The sequence below is a fragment of the Methylobacterium sp. WL103 genome (assembly GCF_008039885.1).
GTDB classification, from domain to species: domain Bacteria; phylum Pseudomonadota; class Alphaproteobacteria; order Rhizobiales; family Beijerinckiaceae; genus Methylobacterium; species Methylobacterium cerastii.
On record NZ_VRUX01000025.1, the window covers coordinates 1 to 20,723 of the forward strand.

At 69.9% G+C, this 20,723-nt stretch carries 20 protein-coding genes and 1 pseudogene; 4 read left to right on the forward strand and 17 right to left on the reverse strand.

Annotated features, from left to right (window positions below; genetic code table 11):
* Positions 1-272 (reverse strand): annotated as a pseudogene (locus FV222_RS03450) (ATP-binding protein); the annotation flags it as partial.
* Complete coding sequence (locus FV222_RS30940; RefSeq protein WP_246685306.1) at positions 217-903, reverse strand: hypothetical protein; 687 nt, start codon at positions 901-903, stop codon at positions 217-219. The pseudogene FV222_RS03450 and the gene FV222_RS30940, both read right to left, overlap by 56 nt.
* A gap of 205 nt (positions 904-1,108) precedes the next feature.
* Here FV222_RS30940 and FV222_RS03460 point away from each other — a divergent pair, with 205 nt between their 5' ends.
* The gene (locus FV222_RS03460; protein ID WP_147761770.1) at positions 1,109-2,413 is read left to right on the forward strand and encodes a leucine-rich repeat-containing protein kinase family protein; all 1,305 of its coding nucleotides are present in this window, start codon (positions 1,109-1,111) and stop codon (positions 2,411-2,413) included.
* A 327-nt stretch (positions 2,414-2,740) separates the two neighbouring features.
* On the opposite strand, the gene FV222_RS03465 is transcribed toward FV222_RS03460, so the two are convergent.
* From FV222_RS03465 to FV222_RS03515, 11 genes are all read right to left on the reverse strand, one after another.
* Entirely contained in the window at positions 2,741-4,309 is a 1,569-nt protein-coding gene (locus FV222_RS03465) for a SpoVR family protein (protein ID WP_147761771.1), read from the reverse strand.
* Positions 4,310-4,403: 94 nt separating this feature from the next.
* Complete coding sequence (locus FV222_RS03470; protein ID WP_147761772.1) at positions 4,404-5,705, reverse strand: YeaH/YhbH family protein; 1,302 nt, start codon at positions 5,703-5,705, stop codon at positions 4,404-4,406.
* Positions 5,706-5,806: 101 nt separating this feature from the next.
* The gene (locus FV222_RS03475; protein ID WP_147753194.1) at positions 5,807-7,759 is read right to left on the reverse strand and encodes a PrkA family serine protein kinase; all 1,953 of its coding nucleotides are present in this window, start codon (positions 7,757-7,759) and stop codon (positions 5,807-5,809) included.
* 229 nt (positions 7,760-7,988) lie between these two features.
* On the reverse strand, positions 7,989-8,459 hold the full coding sequence (locus FV222_RS03480) for a 4-aminobutyrate aminotransferase (RefSeq protein WP_246685307.1): 471 nt from the start codon (positions 8,457-8,459) through the stop codon (positions 7,989-7,991).
* A gap of 140 nt (positions 8,460-8,599) precedes the next feature.
* Complete coding sequence (locus FV222_RS03485) at positions 8,600-9,019, reverse strand: hypothetical protein (protein ID WP_238270925.1); 420 nt, start codon at positions 9,017-9,019, stop codon at positions 8,600-8,602.
* Between the two features lie 57 nt (positions 9,020-9,076).
* Complete coding sequence (locus FV222_RS03490; protein WP_147761773.1) at positions 9,077-9,568, reverse strand: MerR family transcriptional regulator; 492 nt, start codon at positions 9,566-9,568, stop codon at positions 9,077-9,079.
* Between the two features lie 56 nt (positions 9,569-9,624).
* Positions 9,625-9,942 carry an integration host factor subunit alpha gene (locus FV222_RS03495; protein ID WP_147761774.1) on the reverse strand — a complete coding sequence of 106 codons (318 nt, stop codon included), beginning with the start codon at positions 9,940-9,942 and terminating at the stop codon, positions 9,625-9,627.
* Between the two features lie 119 nt (positions 9,943-10,061).
* Complete coding sequence (locus tag FV222_RS03500; RefSeq protein ID WP_147812991.1) at positions 10,062-11,039, reverse strand: beta-ketoacyl-ACP synthase III; 978 nt, start codon at positions 11,037-11,039, stop codon at positions 10,062-10,064.
* A 130-nt stretch (positions 11,040-11,169) separates the two neighbouring features.
* A complete protein-coding gene (gene plsX, locus FV222_RS03505) occupies positions 11,170-12,204 on the reverse strand; it encodes a phosphate acyltransferase PlsX (protein WP_147753190.1) in 1,035 nt (344 codons plus the stop codon).
* A 129-nt stretch (positions 12,205-12,333) separates the two neighbouring features.
* Positions 12,334-12,837 (reverse strand): DUF177 domain-containing protein, encoded by a 504-nt coding sequence (locus FV222_RS03510; RefSeq protein ID WP_147761776.1) that lies wholly within the window; start codon positions 12,835-12,837, stop codon positions 12,334-12,336.
* Entirely contained in the window at positions 12,834-13,394 is a 561-nt protein-coding gene (locus FV222_RS03515) for a ubiquinol-cytochrome C chaperone family protein (RefSeq protein ID WP_147753188.1), read from the reverse strand. The genes FV222_RS03510 and FV222_RS03515 overlap by 4 nt, the downstream gene beginning before the upstream one ends.
* A gap of 224 nt (positions 13,395-13,618) precedes the next feature.
* Between FV222_RS03515 and bamE the strand changes: the two genes are divergently transcribed.
* Positions 13,619-14,116 (forward strand): outer membrane protein assembly factor BamE, encoded by a 498-nt coding sequence (bamE, locus tag FV222_RS03520; protein ID WP_147753187.1) that lies wholly within the window; start codon positions 13,619-13,621, stop codon positions 14,114-14,116.
* Between the two features lie 73 nt (positions 14,117-14,189).
* Here bamE and FV222_RS03525 read toward each other — a convergent pair whose 3' ends face one another.
* From FV222_RS03525 to FV222_RS03535, 3 genes are all read right to left on the reverse strand, one after another.
* Positions 14,190-14,840 (reverse strand): HAD hydrolase-like protein, encoded by a 651-nt coding sequence (locus tag FV222_RS03525; RefSeq protein WP_246685308.1) that lies wholly within the window; start codon positions 14,838-14,840, stop codon positions 14,190-14,192.
* A 5-nt stretch (positions 14,841-14,845) separates the two neighbouring features.
* Complete coding sequence (locus tag FV222_RS03530) at positions 14,846-16,702, reverse strand: PAS domain S-box protein (RefSeq protein WP_246685309.1); 1,857 nt, start codon at positions 16,700-16,702, stop codon at positions 14,846-14,848.
* Positions 16,703-16,934: 232 nt separating this feature from the next.
* Positions 16,935-18,026, reverse strand: a complete 1,092-nt coding sequence (locus tag FV222_RS03535) for an alkene reductase (RefSeq protein ID WP_147761778.1) — start codon at positions 18,024-18,026, stop codon at positions 16,935-16,937.
* A 255-nt stretch (positions 18,027-18,281) separates the two neighbouring features.
* Between FV222_RS03535 and rlmN the strand changes: the two genes are divergently transcribed.
* Positions 18,282-19,601 carry a 23S rRNA (adenine(2503)-C(2))-methyltransferase RlmN gene (gene rlmN, locus FV222_RS03540; RefSeq protein WP_147761779.1) on the forward strand — a complete coding sequence of 440 codons (1,320 nt, stop codon included), beginning with the start codon at positions 18,282-18,284 and terminating at the stop codon, positions 19,599-19,601.
* A 197-nt stretch (positions 19,602-19,798) separates the two neighbouring features.
* Here the strand turns inward: rlmN and FV222_RS03545 are convergent, their stop codons facing one another.
* Positions 19,799-20,197, reverse strand: coding sequence for a DUF3775 domain-containing protein (locus FV222_RS03545; protein ID WP_147753183.1), 399 nt, complete (start codon positions 20,195-20,197; stop codon positions 19,799-19,801).
* A 174-nt stretch (positions 20,198-20,371) separates the two neighbouring features.
* Between FV222_RS03545 and FV222_RS03550 the strand changes: the two genes are divergently transcribed.
* Positions 20,372-20,723, forward strand: a 352-nt coding sequence (locus FV222_RS03550; RefSeq protein ID WP_147812993.1) for an MFS transporter, incomplete at its 3' end; no start/stop codon positions are given.

Below are 20,723 nucleotides of genomic sequence, written 5' to 3' on the forward strand. Positions count from 1 at the left end.
ACCATCACGTCGCGCACGTCGGCGAAGGTCTCGCCGACCAGCGCGATCCGGCCGATCGCCGCGTCGGTGAAGGCCGGGTCGCCGCGGGCGAGCGCGTCGACCCATTCGGCCCCCGTCCGCGTCTTGCCGCAGCCGCGGCCGCCGATCACCGCCCAGGTGGTCCAGTCGTCCTCCCAGGGCGGCGGAAGCTGGTCGGGCCGGGCCTGGTGGAGCCAGTCAAGCGCCAGCGCCCGCAGGAGCGGCGGCGGCAGGCTCGCCAGGAAGGCCGTCATCCGGCCGCTCGTCGCGGCATCGTCCATAGCGGCCCGCGATCTCCGCGCGGAGGCCCGCAAGGTCGAGGGCGGAAGGGTCCGGTGTGCGGCCATCCCCCTCCCCTTCGATCGTGAGGTCGTCGAGCAGGCGCTTGAGGCCGCCGAGGTCGCGCAGCACCCGTGCCGAATCGATCACCGCGGCGCCCTCGCCCCGCAGCGCCTCGTCGAAGGCCGCGATCTGCCGGCCGATATGGGCGCGCAAGGCCGCCCGCAGCGTCGGCAGGTCGGCGGCGGCCAGGCCATGTTCGTCCAAGGCGTGCTCGTCCAAGCCATGTTCGTCCAAGGCGTGTTCGGCCCCGGCGTGCTCGACCGCGGGCCGCACGACCGCGTCGGGTTCCGTGCTGGCCGGCGTGACGCCCTTGGGTTGAAGCTCCGGACCGCGCCGTGGGCGGGCGAGACGATGCAGGGCGGCCAGCCTCGGCGGCGACGCGTCCCAGTCCCGCCGCCGCTTCCGTATCGGGCGCCAGTTCTCCGCGCGGTTCCACTTGCACAGCGTACCGAGCGACAGGCCCGTTGTGAGGGCGATCGCGCTGAGGGTGAGGTCGCTCTCGCGCATCAATCGCGCGGCGGCCTCGCGCAGCTCCGGCGGCACCCGGTAGTTCGGACTGCCCATCGCCGCCTCCCGAGCCGTCTCGTCACACTTCTGGAGCGTGCGGTTCTTATGCCGGAGGAGCGTGCCGATGTCAAGCACATAATCCTTTTACAGGCCTTTTATCCTTTATCCGGTGTTTGCCCGGAGCCTGCGCTTCGTGCGACGACCCCGGTTGACCAAGCGGGCTGGAGCGCAGATCCCGAGAATGCCGGACGCGACGCACGACACCCTCGCCGCCCTCCGCCGCGGCGACCTCGCGGGCGCCCGCACCTTGCGCCTGCCGGCCGCCGGACTGACTGCGTTTCCACCCGAGATCTTCGGGTTGGCCGACACGCTGGAGCTGCTCGACCTCTCGGGCAACGCGCTCTCCGCCCTCCCGGACGATCTCGGCCGCCTCAAGCGGCTGGAGGTGTTGTTCTGCTCCGGAAACCCGGTCTCGCAGCTTCCGCCGGGCCTGGGGAATTGCACCGCGCTGAGCCAGGTCGGGTTTCGCGGCTGCGGGCTGACGGACGTGCCGGGCGAGGCGCTGCCGCCGCGCCTGCGCTGGCTGACGCTCACCGACAACCGGATCGCGCACCTGCCGGACGAACTCGGCGCGCGCCCGAGGCTGCAGAAGCTGATGCTCTCGGGCAACCGCCTGCGCACCCTACCGGACAGCCTGGCGGGTTGCGAAAACCTCGAGCTGATCCGGCTCGCGGCCAACCGCCTCGACGCCCTGCCCGCCTGGCTCACCGCCCTGCCCGGCCTCGCCTGGACCTCGTGGGCCGGCAACGCGTTCGAGGGCGACGCGCCCCGCTCCGCGGCGGCCGCGATCCCGTTCGCCGACCTCGATCTAGGCCCGCTTCTCGGCGAGGGCACGTCGGGCCGGGTCCACCGCGCGCTCTGGCGTTCGGGGGCGACGCAGCAGGCCGTCGCGCTCAAGCTGTTCAAGGGGGCGATGACCAGCGACGGCCTGCCCGAGCGCGAGATGGAGGCGTGCCTCGCGGCCGGCGCGCACCCGAACCTCACCGGGGCGCTTGGGCGGATCACCGGACATCCGGACGGAGCCGACGGCCTCGTGATGCCGCTGCTGCCGCCGGGCTGGCGGGTGCTCGCCGGGCCGCCGAGCCTCGCGAGCTGCAGCCGCGACGTCTACGACCCGGCGCTCCGCATCGCCCCGGCGGCTTTGCTCCGCCTCGTCCGCGACGTCGCCGCCGGCCTCACCCACCTTCACGCGCGCGGCCTGCTGCACGGCGACGTCTACGGCCACAACATCCTGTGGGACGCCGCCACCGGCGCGGCGGCGCTCAGCGATTTCGGCGCCGCCTCGGTGCTGCCGGACGGCCCGGCCGGCGCCGCCCTGCAACGGATCGAGGTCCGCGCCTTCGGGCTGCTGCTCGGGGAAGCGCTGGACCGGGCGAGCGCGGATTTCTCGGACGCGGCGGGCTTGCGCGACCTGGAGCGGGCCTGCATCCAGGCCGACGTGGGCGCCCGCCCGGCGATGGCGGAAGTTTTGCGCGCGCTGTCGTGAGGCGTGGGGACGGCGCTGCTTTGGACTTCCGGGCGTCCTGACGGCGGCAGCGCATCCCCTCGCCCCGCACGGATCTCGGGCTTGCCCGAGATCCGAACCTGCCTGCCGAAGTCGGGCAGGCCCGACTTCGGTGGGGGAGAGGGCTTTGCCGACCTCGTCGTCGGCAAAGCGAGGCGGCAGCCGAAGGTGAGGGGGCGCGAACGGAGGAGCCTCACTCGGCACCTCCCCCTCACCGTCGCTTCGGCTTCGCCTCCGCTTCCCGCCCACGGGGAGAGGGGAACTCCGCGGTTCACGGTCGACCGGATTGCGCCTCGCGCGTCGGCGATCTCAGAAGAAGATCGGCCGTGCGCTCGCGTGGTGCTCGCCGAGCACCGTGCCGGTGCCGGGCTCGATCTCCTTGAGCACCACATCGTAGCCCCAGAGGTCGGCGAGGTGCTGCAGCACGCGGCGGGCGTCGTCCTTCTGCAGGGTGATCTTGTTCAGCGCCTTGTGGTGGAGGATCAGGCGGCGGTCGCCCTCGAGGTCCACGTCCACCACCTCGATGTCGGGATCGAGCCATGCCACGTCGTACTGGCGCGCGAACGACCGGCGCATCTTGCGGTAGCCGCGCTCGTCGTGAATCGCGGCGACGTGCAGTTCCGGCTGGTCGGGGTCGTCGGCCACGTGGAACAGGCGCATGTCCCGCATCAGCTTCGGCGACAGGAACTGGGCGATGAAGCTCTCGTCGCGGTAGTTCTCCCAGCAGTCGCGCAGCACCGCCATGCCGTCGCCGGTGCCGGCGATGTCGGGGAACCATTGCCGGTCCTCTGCGGTCGGCTGCTCCACGATGCGGGCGATGTCCTGCATCATCGCGAAGCCGATCGCGTAGGGGTTGTGGCCGCTATAGCTCCGGTCGTCGTAGTTCGGCTGGCGGATGACGTTGGTGTGCGACTGCAGGAACTCGAGGTAGGCCGCCTCGCCGATGAGGCCCTTCTCGGAGAGCGCGTTCATGATCCGGTAGTGGCAATAGGTGGCGCAGCCCTCGTTCATCACCTTGGTCTGGCGCTGCGGGTAGAAGTACTGCGCCACCAGCCGGACGATACGCAGGATCTCGCGCTGCCAGCGCTGCAGGCGCGGCGCCGCCTTCTCCAGGAAGTAGAGGATGTTCTCCTGCGGCAGCTCGAGCAGCGCCTTGCGCCGCTCGATCGCGAGGTCCGGGCGGGCGGCACCGGCCTTGGCCGGCAGGGTGCGCCACAGGTCGTTGTAGATCTGCTCGCCGTGCTCGACCCGCTCGCGCTCGCGCCGCTGCTCGGAGGCGAGGTCCGGCCGCTTCTTGCGCGGGTAGCGGTGCACCCCCTGGCTCATCAGGGCATGGGCGGCGTCCAGCACCTGCTCGACGGCCTGGTGCCCGTAGCGCTCCTCGCAGCGCGAGATGTAGGTCTTGGCGAAGTCGAGGTAATCGAGGATGCCCTCGGCGTCGGTCCACTGGCGGAACAGATAGTTGTTCTTGAAAAAATGATTATGCCCGAACGCAGCATGGGCAATAACCAATGTCTGCATCGTCGCCGAGTTCTCCTCCATGATATAGGAGATGCACGGATCGGAGTTGATGACGATTTCGTAGGCGAGACCCATCATGCCGCGGCGATAGCCGGATTCATGCTGGGCGAAGTGCTTGCCGAACGACCAGTGTTTGTAGAACAAGGGCATGCCGATCGAAGCATAGGCGTCAAGCATTTGCTCGGCGGTGATGATTTCGATCTGGTTCGGATACCACGACAACCCGAGCGCACGCGCCTCGACCTCGCAGGCGTCGTGGATGCGCCGGATGGTGTCGAAGTCCCAGTCGTTGCCGGTGAAGAGGGGCTTGGCGCCACCGGAGATGGTCTGGGGCGTGCGTGCCTCGACGAGTGTCATGCAACCTCCCGATCGATCGGACGATGTCCCGGATAGGCTCGGGACGGGCATTCCCCTCTCCAGAGATGGAGGGACGGACGCGTCGCGGCGCGCATCAACCCTCCGCCTCCGCCCGCGCGTCCTTGCGGCCGAACAGGTCGCGGAAGACCGCGTAGATCTCGCGGCGGTGGTTGACCTTGCGCATCGCGATCGGGCCGCCGGCTTTGGCAATGGCCTCGTAGGTCCGCCACAGGGTGGTGCGGTGCTCGACGAAGCCGGCGCGCGGGCCGTTCTCGTCGCCCACCTCGAGGTAGGCGAAGTGCTGGCAGGCCGGCAGGATGTGGGCGCGCAGCAGGTCGGTCGAGGTCGGGCCGTCCGAGGAGACGTTGTCGCCGTCCGACGCCTGGGCCGCGTAGATGTTCCAGTCGTCGGGCGAGTAGCGCTCGGCGATGATGCGCTTCATCTCCACAAGTGCCGAGGAGACCAGCGTGCCGCCGGTCTCGCGGGAGCCGAAGAAGGTCTCCTCGTCCACCTCCGTCGCCCGGTCGGTGTGGCGGATGAACACGATCTCCACGTGCCGGTAGCGGCGTGTGAGGAAGATGTGCAGCAAAATGTAGAACCGCTTGGCCAGGTCCTTCATATGCTCGGTCATCGAGCCGGACACGTCCATCAGGCAGAACATCACCGCCTGCGCCACCGGGCGCGGATAGGGCTCGAAGCGGCGGTAGCGCAGGTCGATCGGGTCGACGTAAGGGATGCGCCGCGTACGCTCGAGCAGGGCCGCCAGCGCCTCGGAAAGGCCGGGCAACGCCGGGTCGCCCGCGGGCAGTTCGGCGATGCGCGCCTCAAGCGCCGCGACCTCGTCCGGCTTCGGCCGCTTGAGGGCGATGCGCCGCGACATCGAGTTGCGCAGCGTCCGGGTAAGCGCGAGGTTGGCGGGCGAGCCGGTCACCGTGTAGCCCGCCCGGCGAAGCGCCTCCGTCTCGACCACGGCGAGCCGGCGCTTGGCGAGGTCGGGCAGCTCCAAGTCTTCGAGGAAGAGTTCCAGGAACTCCTCGCGGGTCAGGACGAAGCGGAAGGCGTCCTCGTTGTTTTCGCCGCCGTCGCCGCCTTCGCCGGAGCCGCGGCCGCCCCCGCCGCCTGGCGGTCGCTCGATGCGGTCGCCCTCCACGTAGGTCTTGTTGCCGGGCAGGATATGGTCCTGGAGGCCGGTGCCCGGCTGCCGGGAGAAGCGCGGCTCGCGCACCCCGTCGGCCGGCACGGTGACGCGGCCGTCCTTGCCCAGGTCCTTGATGTCCTTCTCGCGCGCCGACTCGCGCACGGCCCGCTGGGCCACGTCCTTGACCCGCCTGAGGAAGCGCTGCCGGTTGGCGAGGCTCTTGCCCCCTGGATTCAATCGACGGTCGACGATGTGCATTCGGTGATCAAATCCCCGCCCGCAAGATCCGGCGGCGCTTCCGCGCCGACCGGTCGTCCGAAATCACGGCGGATCCCGATCGCGTCCCCCGAGGGGGCGGATCACCCCGCCTGCTTCACCCGCATGTACCACTCGACCAGGCGGCGCACCTGCCGCTCGGTGTAGCCGCGCGCGACCATCCGATCGACGAACTCGCCGTGCTTCTTCTCGGTCTCGCCGTCCTTCTTCGAGCCGAAGGAGATCACCGGCAACAGTTCCTCGACCTGTGAGAACATCCGCCGCTCGATGACCTCGCGCAGCTTCTCGTAGGAGGTCCAGGACGGGTTGCGGCCGCCATGCTGCGCCCGCGAGCGCAGCGCGAACTTCACCACCTCGTTGCGGAAGTCCTTCGGGTTGGCGATGCCGGCCGGCTTCTCGATCTTCGTCAGCTCCTGGTTCAGCAGCTCGCGATTGAGCAGCTGGCCGGTCTCGGAATCCTTGAAGTCCTGGTCCTCGATCCAGGCGTCCGCATAGTCGATGTAGCGGTCGAACAGGTTCTGCCCGTAATCGTGGTAGGATTCGAGATAGGCCTTCTGAATCTCGTGGCCGATGAACTCGGCGTAGCGCGGCGCCAGCTCGCCCTTGATGAATTCGAGGTAACGCTTCTCGGTCTCGGGCGGGAGCTGCTCGCGGCGGAGTGACTGCTCCAGAACATACATCAGGTGGACCGGGTCGGCCGAGACTTCGGTGGTGTCGTGGTTGAAGGTCGCAGCCAGCACCTTGAAGGCGAAACGGGTCGAAATCCCGTCCATGCCCTCGTCGACGCCGGCCGAATCCTTGTATTCCTGCATCGAGCGGGCGCGGGGGTCGACCTCGCGCAGGGACTCGCCGTCGTAGACCCGCATCTTCGAGAACGCGTTGGAGTTGGCGTGCTCGCGCAGCCGCGACAGCACCGAGAACCGCGACAGCATCTCGAACGTGCCCGGCGCGCAGGACGCCTCCGAGAGCTCGGAGCTCGAGATCAGCTTCTCGTAGATGTGCTGCTCCTCCTGCACGCGCAGGCAGTAGGGCACCTTGATCACGTAGATGCGGTCGATGAAGGCTTCGTTGTTCTTGTTGGTCTTGAAGGTCTGCCACTCGGACTCGTTCGAGTGCGCCAGGATGATGCCGGTGAAGGGGATCGCACCGATGTTCTCGGTGCCGACGTAGTTGCCCTCCTGCGTCGCCGTCAGCAGCGGATGCAGCATCTTGATCGGCGCCTTGAACATCTCGACGAACTCGAGGACGCCCTGGTTGGCGCGGTTCAGGCCGCCCGAATACGAGTAGGCGTCCGGGTCCGCCTGCGACAGCGTCTCGAGGCGGCGGATGTCGACCTTGCCGACCAGCGAGGAGATGTCCTGGTTGTTCTCGTCGCCGGGCTCGGTCTTGGCGATGGCGATCTGGCGCAGGCGCGACGGCCGGACCTTGATCACCTTGAACTGCGAGATGTCGCCCTCGAACTCGTCGAGGCGCTTCAGCGCCCAGGGGCTCATCAGCCCAGTCAGGCGCCGGCGCGGGATGCCGTAGCGGCTCTGGATCTCGGCGCCCATGGTCTCGGGGTCGAACAGCCCGAGCGGGCTCTCGAACACCGGGGAGACCTCGTTGCCGGCCTTCAGCACGTAGACCGGGTGGGCCTCCATCAGCGCCTTGAGGCGCTCGGCCAGCGAAGACTTGCCGCCGCCGACCGGGCCGAGCAGGTAGAGGATCTGCTTGCGCTCCTCCAGTCCCTGCGCGGCGTGGCGGAAGAACGAGACGATCCGCTCGATCGTCTCCTCCATGCCGAAAAATTCGTGGAAGGCGGGATAGGTCCGGATCGTCCGGTTCATGAAGATGCGGCCGAGGCGGGCATCCTTCGACGTGTCGATGAATTCCGGCTTGCCGATCGCGTCGAGGATGCGCTCGGCAGCGCTCGCGTACATCAGCGGCTCGTCGCGGCACGCCTCAAGAAATTCGGAGAGCGTCATCTCCGTGTCGCGGCGCGCTTCGTACCCGCGGGCGAAGCTCTGGAAAAGGTCGTTGGTCGCATGCATTGGCATTCGATAACCCTCTCAGACCGTCAACAGCTTCATCCTGTCCTGCCGCGAACGCAACCGACAGACCCGCATTTGTCGCAGTGCGGCGAACGCGGTGACGCTGCGTGTGCCGAATGCAACACCTGTCGGGCCGAGTTGCGGCATCCGTCAAGCTTCTCCTCGTTGGCTCGGCCGGACCCGAAGAACGATCCGGCCGAAAAAATATGCACGTAAAGCTTTCGACTGCCTGCGATCAGAGATCGCTGCTGTCTTTCTTGGCATCGCCATCCTTCTTGGCCGAAGCGGCCTCGACGGTTATTTTGATGTTCTGGGTCTGAACTTGGCCGTCCGAATTCTTGATCTCGAACGTCACCTCGTCGGCTCCGGTGTAGCCAACCTTCGGCTGGTAGAACAGACCCTGAACTGCGGTATCCTTGTTCGGGCAACGATAGGACGCGGGAGTCTTCTGCTTGCCGACCTTGGTGATCAGGGCACCGTTCTTCGGCGCGCCCGAGACCTTGAACTCCGGCATCGGCCCGGCCGAGCAGTCCTTCTTCAGGTTCGGGACGATGGCGATCCGCACGGTCTTGCCCGAGGCGACGGTCTCGCTCTTGGTGATCGTCGTCTGCGCGAAGGCGGGCGCGGCGAGGAGCAGGCCGCCGGCGGCGAGCGCGAGGACAGGGCGCGCGAGGAGAGGACGAAGGGCGGTCAGGTAGGCGCTCACGGGCGTGTCTCCGAAGGTCTTTTGGCGCGGCATCCGGGACCGTGAGGCCACGTGCCGGCCGAGTCGATGTGGGGACGCCTCGTGTGCGCGTCGAGGCCGCAGGCCGACGACCAGGGCCGGGAACGCGGCTGCGGTGCCGATTATTGCTGGAGCGCGGCCGCCACGACGCCGGTGACGCGGGCGATCTGGGCGGCGTCGAGTTCGCCTTCGAGCGCGGTCGCGAGGCTGCGCTCGACCCGCGCACGCTCGCCCGCATCCGACGTCGGGGTGACCGGGATGTCGCCCTCGTCGAGGCCGCAGACCCGACGGATCGTCTCGGCCGCAGCCAGCAGCGCGGCCCTGTCGGCCGGTCCCATCTCCCAGAGCGGGTTGCGCAGGCGGCTGACCACCCGCCGGGCATCGCGGTAATCCCGGTCGACGTGGGTCGCGGCCTCGATCTGGCTGACGAGAAACATCAGTTCCAGCACTTCCGAGGCGGCTTCCGGGCAGGTCCGCACGATCCGCATCACGCGGCCGATGAGTTCCTGCGTCGGCGTCATCGAACGGCGGGTGGCGCTCATGCGCCGATCAACGCGGATCGACACGCAAAGTTCGCCTAAGCTCGAATCACCGGGCGCTCAGGCCTCGGGCGGAGCGCGGAAGGCCGCCAGCGCGTCGCGGCAGGCGTACAGCTCCTGCAGCGCGCCGGCCAAGGCGTCACGGTCGATGGTATCCCCATCGAGGGTGCGGCCAATGTTGTCCGCATCGGCGGGCGCCGTCGCGAGGCTGGCTTCCTGCACCGCCGGTGCGGCCGCCACCGCCTCGCCGCGGCCGACCGCCTGGACGAACCGGACGCCGTTCTCCTTGAGGACGCGCTGCGCGCCCTCGATCGTGTAGCGCTGGACGTGGAGCAGGTGGCGGATGCCCGCGACGAGGGCGACGTCGCCGGGGCGGTAGTAGCGCCGGCCGCCCGCGCGCTTGACCGGACGGATCTGGCCGAACCGCGTCTCCCAGAACCGCAGAACGTGCTGCGGCACGTCAAGGGATTCAGCCACCTCGGTGATCGTCCGGAACGCGCCCGGTTCCTTGTCGGCGTGTCCCGAATCCTCGGTGAGGGCAGCGAGCGCCATGATTCGATCCGGCTACGAGGCGGCGATGAGGGTGCGGTCGGCGGGGCCGGACGTGTTCATTCCTCGGCGTGGGCGGCGCCGTTCAGTCCGTTGATCCGGGCCTTCAGCACGTTCGAGGGCTTGAACACCATCACCTGCCGCGGCTCGATCGCCACCTCGACGCCGGTCTTTGGGTTGCGGCCGACGCGCTTGCCCTTCGAGCGGACCACAAAGGAGCCGAACGAGGACAGCTTCACGGTCTCGCCCTCGGACAGGCAGGAGCAGATCTCGGACAGGACCGTCTCGACGAGGGCCGCGGATTCGGTGCGGGAGAGGCCGACCTGCTGGTAGACGGCCTCGCTCAAATCGGCGCGCGTCACCGTCTTGCCTGCCATGCCACGACCCCTCGCGAATTTTCTTGCCGAGAGCCGTCGTTTGCGACGTATCTCTATGATCTGCCACGCTAATCCCCGGTCCCGCCCGGGTCAACCGGCGCGGCTGGGGAAATTCCGGGCTACCAGCGGATCAGCGCCGCGCCCCAGCTGAAGCCGCCGCCGATGGCCTCGATCATCACGAGGTCGCCCCGGCGGATGCGGCCGTCCCGGCGGGCCACGTCCAGCGCCAGGGGAATCGAGGCGGCCGAGGTGTTGCCGTGGCGGTCGACCGTGAGCACCACCTTGTCGCGCGGGATGCCGAGCTTGTCGGCGGAGGCCTCGATGATGCGTTTGTTGGCCTGGTGCGGCACGAACCAGTCGAGGTCGGCGGCCGTCGCACCCCCCATCTTCAGCGCGTCCTCGATCACGTCCATCACCGAGCCGACGGCGAAGCGGAACACTTCCTTGCCCTCCATCCGCAGCTGGCCGGTGGTGCCGGTCGAGCCCGGGCCCCCGTCGACGTAGAGCTTTTCACGGTGGCGCCCGTCCGAGCGCAGGCTCGCGCTGATCACGCCCCGGTCGGCGTTCGTGCCCGCCGCGTCCTGCGCCTCCAGCACGATCGCGCCGGCCCCGTCACCGAACAGCACGCAGGTGGTGCGGTCCTCCCAGTCGACGATGCGCGAGAAGGTCTCGGCGCCGACGACCAGCGCGCGCCGGGCGGCGCCCGTCGCCAGAAACTTGTCCGCGGTGGAGACGGCGAAGACGAAGCCGGCGCACACCGCCTGCAGGTCGAAGGCCGCGCCCGCATGGATACCGAGCGCCGCCTGGATCTGGGTCGCGGTGGAGGGAAAGGTATGGTCGGGCGTCGAGGTGGCGCAGATCACGAGGTCGATGTCGTCCCCGGTCAGACCGGCATCGTCGAGGGCCGCGCGCGCCGCGCGGATGCCGAGCACCGACGTGGTCTCGGAGGCGTCCGCCAGGTAGCGCTGCCGGATGCCGGTGCGCTGGACGATCCATTCGTCCGAGGTGTCGACCCGCTCGGCGAGTTCGGCGTTGGTCACCACCCGCGCAGGAAGCCCTGAGCCGGTGCCGACGACGACGGAACGCAGGGTTGTCATCGGTTTCCTTCCCGTCGTGAAACGCGTTTCACAACCATCGGCTGCTAGACCCGCATCGCTCCGATCTCCATCGCGTTCAGCCGCCGAACCGGGTCCCGGATCGGCGTAAAGGTCGACGCCGGCTAAGAGTTCACGCCGGCGCGAGGGTGGGCGTCTGGTCGAGCATCTCGCGGATCGTGCGCATCAGGTCGTGGCGCGCCATGTCGTGGGCGAGGTCCACCGCGGCGGCGAAGCCCTGCGCGTTCTCCGAGCCGTGGCTCTTGATGACGATGCCCTCGAGCCCGAGGAACACGCCGCCGTTGGCCCGGCTCGGGTTCATCTTCTCCCGCAGCGCACGGAACGCCTGACGGGCGAACAGCGCGCCGATCTTGGCCGACAGCGTCCGCGTCATCGCCGAGCGCAGGTAGGTGCCGATCTGCTTGGCGGTGCCTTCGGCGGTCTTCAGGGCGATGTTCCCCGTGAACCCTTCCGTGACCACCACGTCGACGGTGCCGCGGCCGAGGTCGTTGCCCTCGACGAAGCCGTGATAGGCAAAGTTCGGCAGGTCGATCTCGCGCAGCAGGCGCGCGGCCTCCTTCACCGCCTCGTTGCCCTTCATCTCCTCGGTGCCGACGTTGAGCAGGCCCACCGTCGGGCGCTCGAGGTCGAACACGATGCGGGCCATGGCGGAGCCCATGACCGCCATCTCGATGAGGTGCTCGGCATCGGTACCGATGGTGGCGCCGACGTCGAGCACGACGCTCTCGCCGCGCACCGTCGGCCACAGGCAGGCGATGGCCGGGCGTTCGATGCCCGCCATGGTCTTGAGGCAGATCTTCGACATCGCCATCAGGGCGCCGGTGTTGCCAGCCGACACCGCGGCGTCGGCCTCGCCGTCCTTCACCGCCTGGATCGCCTTCCACATCGACGACTTGCCGCGGCCCTGGCGCACCGCCTGGCTCGGTTTGTCGTCCATGGCGACGGCGTAGGTGGTGTGCCGGATCTCGACGGCGCCCTTCAGGCGCGGCTCGGCGGCGACGAGCGGGGCGACCACCGCCTCGTCGCCGAAGATCAGGAAGGTGGTTTCGGGGTGGCGCTCGCGGGCGATCGCGGCGCCAGGCACGACGGTCGACGGTCCATGGTCGCCGCCCATGGCGTCGAGCGAGATGCGCACGCGTTGGGACATGAGGGGGGTTGTCGCGGCCTTCGATGGGATGCCGTCGCGGGGGCGACGGCCGGGATCGGCGCGGCGGAAAATAGCGATCCCGCCCCGGCGGGCAAACGAATTCTCGCGCGGCGTCGCGCCGGGCGGCGCTCAGGGCTCCTCGGGGCGCAGGGTGCGCAGGACGTCGAAGGGCTTGGCGTCCTCGCCGAGTTGGACCTCCTCGAACACCACGCCGGGCTTGCGCGGGTAGGGATCGATGCCGAGCGCCAGGAACTCGGCGGTCAGCAAACCGAAGTCGATCCGGCCGCCGACGATCGGGTCGGGGATGTCGGCATCCTCGGCATCGGTGCCGGCGAGGCGGTCGGTGTCGGTGAACGCCACCTCGACCGGCTCCGACACCTTCGTCTCGAACGGCTCCAGGCTAACCGTGCAGACCAACGTGACGGTGCCTTCGACCGTGCCGGTGACGACGAGGCGCCTCGTCGGCCCGGCGACGGCGAAGCGTCCGACGAGGTCGCGGATCGCCTGGATCTTGAAGTCGGCGGCGAGGGCCGCGCACTCCGCCGGCGTCGCCTCGACGGTGACGGCGCCGCGGCCCGGCGGCAGCCGCGCCACGCTCACCCATCGGGACAGGGGGGTCTCGCTCGCGCTCATCGGTGTTCCGGGTTGGATGTCGGGGTGGCGTCCGCGGGCGGGAAGGGCGGCCCGGCGCCGAGCAATGCGTCGAGGTCGGCCTCGGCCAACTCGCGGTCGGCGGCGAGGACGTAGGCGGCAAGCCCCGAGGCCGCCCCCGCGTCGTCGCCGCCGAGCACGTTTCGAGACAGCGCCGTGGCGAGCGCGTCGGCGTCGCCCGCGTCGAGCGCGGCATCGTAGTTGGCGGCTCGCCCGTAGAAGGCGGCGCCGAGCTTCTTCATGCGCTTGGGCACGCCGAAATCACCGACGCCGAGCTCGCGCAACGACGCGTCGAGCTGGAGGAAGACCGAGTTGACGAGGTCCTGCGCCACGTCCGCCGCCGGCGCCGGCAGGCGGTTCAGCCGGCGCAGCACCAGGATGACATGGAGGATCAGCGACTCGAAGCGCCCCTCCACGCCGTCGGGCACGCCGAGCCCGGTATAGAGGCCGGGCTGCCGCGAGGCGGCGTTGATGCGCATGTGCAGGGTCTCGATGGACCGCCGCCGCGCGTCGTTGCGGCGAAAGAATCGGGCGATCATGCGGTGCGCCTCGGCCCCATGGGTCGACCCCCGGACGGGGCCCGTCGGAACGATCCGGCGCGTTTCCGCTGCGCTGTGGCCTGTGGCCGAGCTTGCCTTGTCAAAGCCATAACCCCGCGGTACGGCAACCCACGGTCAAGGTGCAAGCACTCTCAGACCGCCCCTGGTGTCGCGCTCCGGCGTGCCTAGCGGCGTCCCGTCCCATCAGCAACATAAGGTGGCCGATGTCGCGCCGTCTCGTTCCGTCCCTCGCGCGTCTCGGCCTCGTCGGCCTGCTGGGCCTCGGCCTGTCCGGCTGCATCGGCGAGGAACTCCGCCACGGCTACCAGATCGACCAGGCCGCGCTCGCGACCGTGAAGCCCGGCATGAGCCCGGAGCAGGTGCTGCAGACGCTCGGCACGCCGTCCACGGTCTCCACCGTCGGCAACAAGTCCTGGTACTACATCTCCCAGAACACCTCGCGCACAGTCCTGTTCCTCGGCGAGCAGGTCGAGGACCAGAAGGTCACGGCGGTGTACTTCACCCCTGGCTTCAAGGTCGAGCGCGTGGCCCTGTACGGCCTGCAGGACGGCAAGGTGTTCGACTTCATCGAGCGCACCACGCCGACCAGCGGCGCCGACCGCGCCTTCCTCAGCCAGCTGTTCAAGGGCCTGACCAAGTACGAGCCCTTCGGCTCCGGCAACGGCGCCAGCGTGGTCCCGGGCGCCCAGCGCGGCATGTGAGGCGTCGGGCGGACGCCCGACGGTATCCCCTCCCCCTCTGTGGGGAGGGAAAAACGGAGCGCTTGATCGCTCATCAGCCCCGCGCGGGCAGGACGGCCTCCAAGAGCTGCGCGGGCTCAGAGAGCAGGCGATCCGGGCCGGCCGCAGCCAGCGCCGCCGGGTCGGTGTAGCCCCACGCGACCGCCCAGAAGGCGCAGCCCACGGCCCGCGCGGCGTCGAGGTCGCGAAGCTCGTCGCCGATGCAGAGCACGCCGGCCGGCTCGATTCCCATCCGGCGCAAAAGGCCCCTCAGGCGCCGCGCCTTGCCGAACACCGACGCGCCGCAGGCGTAGCGGTCGATCCGCCCGGCGACCGTCGGCCCGAGCACGCGGCGGACGTTCGCCTCGGTGTTCGAGCTGAGCACAGCCGTCGCCACCCCCGCCTCCGACAGCCCCGCCAGCGCCTCCGCGATCCCCGGGAACAGGTGCAGCTCGGCGGCGTCGCGGGCGGCGAGCCGGTGCATGTGGCGGGTGATCAGCGGCAGCTTCCAGCGCGGCACGCCGAGCCGCGCCATGATCGCGCGCGCAGGAAGCGTGCGGAGTTCGTCGACCTCGTGCGCGGCGATCCGGCGAAAGCGGTAGCGGTCGGCCACCGTGCCGAGCACGCCGCAGAACCACGGGAAGGTGTCGGCGAGCGTCCCATCGAAATCGAGGACGACGAGGCGGTATCCGCCGCCTGGGGCCACGCGCGTCAGAACCGCAGATTCTCCGCGGGCACGTCGAGGCGCAACACCAGGCCGCCGGGGGCCCAATCGTGCTCGAGGCTGCCGTCGAGCTGACCCGCGACGCTGCGCTCGGCGAGTTCCGTGCCGAACCCTTTTCGCGATGGCGCGGCGGCGATGGGCGGACCGCCCTGCTCCGCCCAGGTCAGGCAGTAGCGCGACGCGGTCTGCAGCCCGGTGAGCGTCACGGTCCCGGCCTCGTTGGAGAGCGCGCCGTACTTGACCGCGTTGGTCGCCTGCTCGTGCATGATCAGCGCGAGCGCCGTCGCCGTGCGCTCGCCGACCACAGCGTCGTCGCCGTCGACGGCGACGCGGCAGCGCCCCTCCTCGGCATAGGCCGACAGGATCAGACGCATCAGCCCGAGGACGGTCTGGCCGCCGTCGCGCCGTGCGCTCTCGGTGGAATGCGGGCGGACGTATTCGTGGGCCTGGGCCAGCGCCCCGAGGCGCTCGCGGAACACCTTCGCGAAGGACCGCGCGCCCGGATCGCTGCGGGCGCTGAGCGCGGCGATGCTGCCGACTACGGCGAAGATGTTCTTGATCCGGTGCGACAGCTCCTTGATCAGCAGGTCGCGCGCCTCCTCGGCGCGCTTGCGCTCGCGCAGGTCGCGGGTGACCGTGCCGTAGCCGGCATGGTGGCCGGCCGCATCCCGCACGGCGAACACCGTGAACAGGACGGCGATGGCCTCGCCGGTGGCGAAGTGCCGGAAGGCGAGCTCGCCCTCCCACCAACCGTCGCGCGCGAGGGCCGGCACCACCGTTCCTTCGAAGGCTTCGCGGCTTTCCGGCGTGAAGTAGTCGGCAATCGCGGTCCGCCGCGCCGCTGCGAGGTCGAGCAGCCCGACGAGCCGCAACGCGGCCTCGTTCAGGTGCGCGATCCGGCCGTCCTCGCCGGCCAGGCCGATGAAGTCCTTCGAGGTCTCGACGACGGCCGCGAGCTTGCGCGCGTCGGCGACGGCCTGCTTCAGCTCGTGGATGTCGGTGCAGGTCCCGAACCAGCGCTCGATCCGCCCGTCGGCGCCGCGGATCGGCATCGCGCGCCCGAGCGTCCAGCGATAGGCACCGCTGTGGTGGCGCAGGCGGTACTCGACCTCGTAGGGCTCGCCCGTCGCGAGGCTGTCGCGCCAGCGGCGCCACGCCTCCGGCTGGTCGTCGGGGTGGAACATGTCGGTCCAGCCGGCGCCGTCGGTCGAGCCGTAGGGTACGCCGGTGAACTCGTACCAGCGATCGTTGTAGAAGTCGTGGAAGCCGTCGGGCAGCGTCGTCCAGACCATCTGCGGCATGGCCGAGGTCATCACCCGGAAGCGGCGCTCGCTCGCGGCGAGTTCGGTCTCGCGGGCGTCGACGTCGGCGAGGGTCCGGCGATGTTCGACCAGGGTCGAGACCTGGCGGGCGAGCGCGCCCAGGGTCTCGCCCTGCGCCTTCGTCAGCCCGCCGGGACGAACGGTGCGGTCGAGCACGCACATCGTCCCGATCGGGACTCCCGAGCGGCTGCGGATCACCGCGGCGGCGTAGAAGCGGAACCCGTCCTCGGCCTGGATCGCGGGGTTGTCACGGGTGCGCGGATCGGCGGTCAGGTCTGTGATGACGAAGAGGCCGTCGGCCTGCACGTCGTCGGCATGGAGCGCGTGGACGCAGACCGATCGGTCGATCCCGGTCTCGCGCTCGCCGTAGCCGATCTCGGCCTTGAACCATTGCCGGTGGGCGTCGACGAAGCCGATCAGTGCGACGGGGACGGCGCAGACCAGGGCCGCGATGCGCGCGAGGTCGTCGTAGGCCGGGTCCGGCTCTGTATCGAGGATCCGCAGCGCGCGAAGCTCCGCCAAGCGCTCGGCCTCGTTCCACCGTTCCCGCTCCGTCGCACGCGTCTGGTTCGCAATCGTAATCGGCCGCTCCCGGATTCCGCAGTCACAGATAGGGACACGGAACGGCCACGCCTAGATTCACCGGCAGACGAACCGGCGAATTCGAAGGACCTTCGCCGCAATTGATCGATGATCGATAGGGCTGCGGTTCGCAAAGTAACAAATGATACGATGCGAACCGCGAACGATAGCCTCAGGCGGCCTTCGCGGCGTGGAGAGTCGGATAGTCGACGTAGCCCTCTGGGCCCTGGCTGTACCAGGTCGCGGCCTCGTCCTTCTGGAGCGGGGCGTCGGCGGCGATGCGGGCCGGCAGGTCCGGGTTGGCGATGAACGTCCGGCCGTAGGCGATCGCGTCGGCTGCGCCGGCATCGAGCGCCGCCTGTCCGCTGCGGCCGTCGTAGTCGGCGTTGAGGATCATCGTGCCGGCGAAGACCCGCTTCATCGCCGGAGCGATCGGCGGGTGGTCGGCCTTGCCGAAGGTGCCGTTGGGGCCGGGTTCGCGCATCTCGAGGAAGGCGATGCCGACGTCTGAGAGCGCCTTGGCGGCGGCCACGAACAGCGGCTCGGGGTTCGCATCGTTGGTGCCCTGGATCTCGCCGTTGGGCGACAGGCGCACGCCGGTGCGGTCCTTGCCCGCGATCTCGGCGACCGCCTCGGTGACCTCGCGCAGGAGGCGCACGCGGTTCTCGATCGAGCCGCCGTAGGCGTCGGTGCGGTGGTTGGTGCCGTCGCGGAGGAATTCGTCGATCAGGTAGCCGTTGGCCGCGTGGATCTGCACGCCGTCGAAGCCGGCGGCCATCGCGTTGCGGGTGGCGCGCCGGTAATCCTCGAGCAGCCGCGGGATCTCCTCGGCCGGCAGCGCGCGCGCCTCGGCGTAGGGCTTCTTGCCCTGGTAGGTGTGGGCGGCGTCGGGCGCGGTGGTGGCGGAGGCCGAGATCGGCGGGGCGCCGTCGAGGAAGTCCGGGTGGACGAGCCGGCCCATGTGCCAGATCTGGCAGACGATGCGCCCGCCGCGATCGTGCACCGCCTTCACCACCGGCTTCCAGGCTTCGACCTGCGCGTCGTTCCAGATCCCCGGTGCGAAGGGCCAGCCGAGGCCTTCCTGGCTGATGCCGGTCGCCTCGGTGATGATCACGCCGGCGGTCGCGCGCTGGGCGTAGTACTCGACCATCAGCGGGGTCGGAACGTGCTCGCGGGTGGACCGGCCGCGGGTCAGCGGCGCCATCCAGATGCGGTTCTTCGCGTCGATGGCGCCGACGCGGATCGGATCGAGCAGTGAAGGCATGGCATTCCCGTGTTCTGTCTGTGGCGGGTGCGGAGCGTCGCACCCCGTGCGACGCATAGGTGGCGGGGAGGACGCCCGCCGCAAGGCACCGGGCGCATGGCCGGCGGAGCCCGCGTGCGCGGTCGCACATCGGTCCGCCGCGGCGTCTTTCGCACTGCCTTGATCACAGGATCCGGGCATGCCGGGCACGCATTCGCGTTCGCGGGGCCGATCGGGTATGATCTGGCCTCTCTTTTCCAAGGTCTTAGCAAGAACATGGCGACGGCGTCGTTCGACACCGCCCGGCGCACGGGCAGCGATTTCTCCGACATCGAGAAGGCTCCCGAGTTCCGGCCCGAGCCGACGCCGACGGCCGTGCCGGGTCAGCGCAGCTCGCTCGTCGGCCTGCCGCGGGCCGCGCTGAAGGAGCGCCTGCTCGCGATCGGCGTCACCGAGCGCGAGAGCCGGATGCGCTCGGGCCAGCTCTGGAATTGGCTGAACGTCCGCGGCGCGCAGGACTTCGACCAGATGACCAACGTCGGCAAAGCGCTGCGGGCGCAGCTCGCCGAGGCCTACACCCTCGACCGGCCGGAGGTCGTCAGCCAGCAGGTCTCGCGCGACGGCACCCGCAAGTGGCTGCTGCGCATGGCGCCGACGGGGCGGCACGACCACAACCGCGGCGCCGAGATCGAGTGCGTCTACATTCCGGGGCCGGATCGCGGCACGCTCTGCGTCTCGTCGCAGGTCGGCTGCACGCTGACCTGCTCGTTCTGTCACACGGGCACGCAGCGCCTCGTGCGCAACCTGTCGGCCGCCGAGATCACCGCCCAGCTCGTCGTCGCCCGCGACGCGCTCGGCGACTGGCCCGGCCTGATCCCCTCGCGCGACGCCTCGGGCGGCGGCGAGGTCGGACGGCTCGTCACGAACATCGTGTTCATGGGGATGGGCGAACCGCTCTACAACCTGGAGAACGTCGTCGACGCGGTGGCGACGATGTCGGACCCGGAGGGGCTTGCGCTCTCGCGCCGTCGCATCACGGTCTCGACCTCCGGCGTCGTGCCGCAGATCCGGCGGCTCGGCGAGGAGGCGCACGCGATGCTGGCGATCTCGCTGCACGCCGTGCGCGACGAGCTTCGCGACGAGCTGGTGCCCCTGAACCGCAAATACCCGATCGCCGAGCTGATGCGCGCCTGCCGCGAGTATCCGGGCCTCACCAACGCCCGGCGCATCACCTTCGAATACGTGATGCTGAAGGGCGTCAACGACACCGACGGCGACGCGCGCGAGCTGGTGCGGCTGCTCAAGGGGATCCCTGCCAAGATCAACCTGATCCCGTTCAACCCCTGGCCCGGCAGCAAGTACGAGTGCTCGGACTGGGAGCGGATCGAGCGCTTCTCGGAGATCGTGTTCGACGCCGGCTACGCCTCGCCGGTCCGCACCCCACGCGGCCGCGACATCCTCGCCGCCTGCGGCCAGCTCAAGAGCGAGACCGAGAAGCTGCGCGCCCGCGAGCGGATGCTGCTCGACGCGGGCGGAGACTCCGAAGGCGCGGTTTCGGCGCAGGGCTTCTACGCCCTGCACGACGGCGAGGAATAGGGCCGGCCGCCAATCGGTGGGTCGTCCGGTGGAAGGTGGCCGCCTCTTCCCTCCCCACTCTGCGGGGGAGGGTGGGCCTCGCGTCAGCGAGGGGCGGGAGAGGGATGCACCCTATCCGGATAACGTGCACCCTTCTCCCGACCCACTTCGTGGGCCACCCTCCCCCGCAGAGGGGGGAAGGGAGATCTCCGCCCGCCTCAGCCCTGCGGCAAGTCCGGCGTGATGCCGAGCGCGTCCATGCCCTCCTCCAGGAGGTCGCCGGCGTCAGGCGTGCCGAGAAGCGTCTTCACCGCGCCGTCGCCGGCGCCTTCGCGCTCGCGGGCGAAGCGGACCGCCTCAGCCCACTCCTCGGGCTCCATGTCGCCGCGGCCGACATAGAGCAGCGCCAGCAGGTCGGCGCGCTCGTCGTCGTTGAGGCCGGCGATCATGCCGCGCAGCTCGGATTCGGTGGCGTCGTCGGTGCCGGAGGTGAGCACGTCGGTGGCGCCGTCGTCGATGGCGTTGGAGCCGGAATCTGGATCGGTCGCGCCCTCCTTCACCTCGACCGCGCGCAGGCGCAGGATGATCTCGGTGACCGTATCGGGGGCGATGTCCATGTCGAGCTCCGGTTGGCGGGCCCGTCGAGGCCCTGAAGCAGCGACAACTGGCGAGAGCGGTGCCGGTTCGCCGCGTCCGGCCCCATCATGCGCCGAGCCGCAGGGTTTGCGGCGCCAGCCGGCCCTGCGCGATGCTACGCTGCCGCCCGAACGGGGGCGCGCCGGGGGACACGGATGAAGCGGGACGGGCTCGTCGGCTGCCTCGCGCTCTACGTCGCCCTCTACGGCGCCTACGGCTGCATCTCGCCGATCTTGCCCAACGTGCTCGCCGCAGGGGGCCTCTCGCCGGAGCGGATCGCGGTCCTGCTCGCGGCCGCGACTCTGGTGCGGCTGGTGGCGGGACCGATGGCCGGGCGCTCCGCCGACCGGCACGCGGCGACTCGTCCGATCCTCGCCGCCGCCTGCGGCCTCACCGGACTCGCGGCCCTCGCGCATCTCGCGGCAAGCGGGTTCTGGCCGCTGCTGGCGGTCGGCATCGCCTACGCGGCGGCCACCGCCCCGCTGGCGCCGCTGGCCGACGTGCTGG

Coding starts and splice junctions, on each gene's coding strand:
- rlmN (WP_147761779.1), top strand. CDS start 18,282: ATGGCGACGGCGTCGTTCGACACCGCCCGGCGCACGGGCAGCGATTTC.
- FV222_RS03545 (WP_147753183.1), bottom strand. CDS start 20,197: ATGGACATCGCCCCCGATACGGTCACCGAGATCATCCTGCGCCTGCGC.
- FV222_RS03495 (WP_147761774.1), bottom strand. CDS start 9,942: ATGGCAGGCAAGACGGTGACGCGCGCCGATTTGAGCGAGGCCGTCTAC.
- FV222_RS03470 (WP_147761772.1), bottom strand. CDS start 5,705: ATGCACATCGTCGACCGTCGATTGAATCCAGGGGGCAAGAGCCTCGCC.
- FV222_RS03535 (WP_147761778.1), bottom strand. CDS start 18,026: ATGCCTTCACTGCTCGATCCGATCCGCGTCGGCGCCATCGACGCGAAG.
- FV222_RS03515 (WP_147753188.1), bottom strand. CDS start 13,394: ATGATCGCCCGATTCTTTCGCCGCAACGACGCGCGGCGGCGGTCCATC.
- bamE (WP_147753187.1), top strand. CDS start 13,619: ATGTCGCGCCGTCTCGTTCCGTCCCTCGCGCGTCTCGGCCTCGTCGGC.
- FV222_RS03460 (WP_147761770.1), top strand. CDS start 1,109: ATGCCGGACGCGACGCACGACACCCTCGCCGCCCTCCGCCGCGGCGAC.
- FV222_RS03500 (WP_147812991.1), bottom strand. CDS start 11,039: ATGACAACCCTGCGTTCCGTCGTCGTCGGCACCGGCTCAGGGCTTCCT.
- FV222_RS03510 (WP_147761776.1), bottom strand. CDS start 12,837: ATGAGCGCGAGCGAGACCCCCCTGTCCCGATGGGTGAGCGTGGCGCGG.
- FV222_RS03485 (WP_238270925.1), bottom strand. CDS start 9,019: ATGAGCGCCACCCGCCGTTCGATGACGCCGACGCAGGAACTCATCGGC.
- FV222_RS03475 (WP_147753194.1), bottom strand. CDS start 7,759: ATGCCAATGCATGCGACCAACGACCTTTTCCAGAGCTTCGCCCGCGGG.
- FV222_RS03465 (WP_147761771.1), bottom strand. CDS start 4,309: ATGACACTCGTCGAGGCACGCACGCCCCAGACCATCTCCGGTGGCGCC.
- FV222_RS03490 (WP_147761773.1), bottom strand. CDS start 9,568: ATGGCGCTCGCTGCCCTCACCGAGGATTCGGGACACGCCGACAAGGAA.
- plsX (WP_147753190.1), bottom strand. CDS start 12,204: ATGTCCCAACGCGTGCGCATCTCGCTCGACGCCATGGGCGGCGACCAT.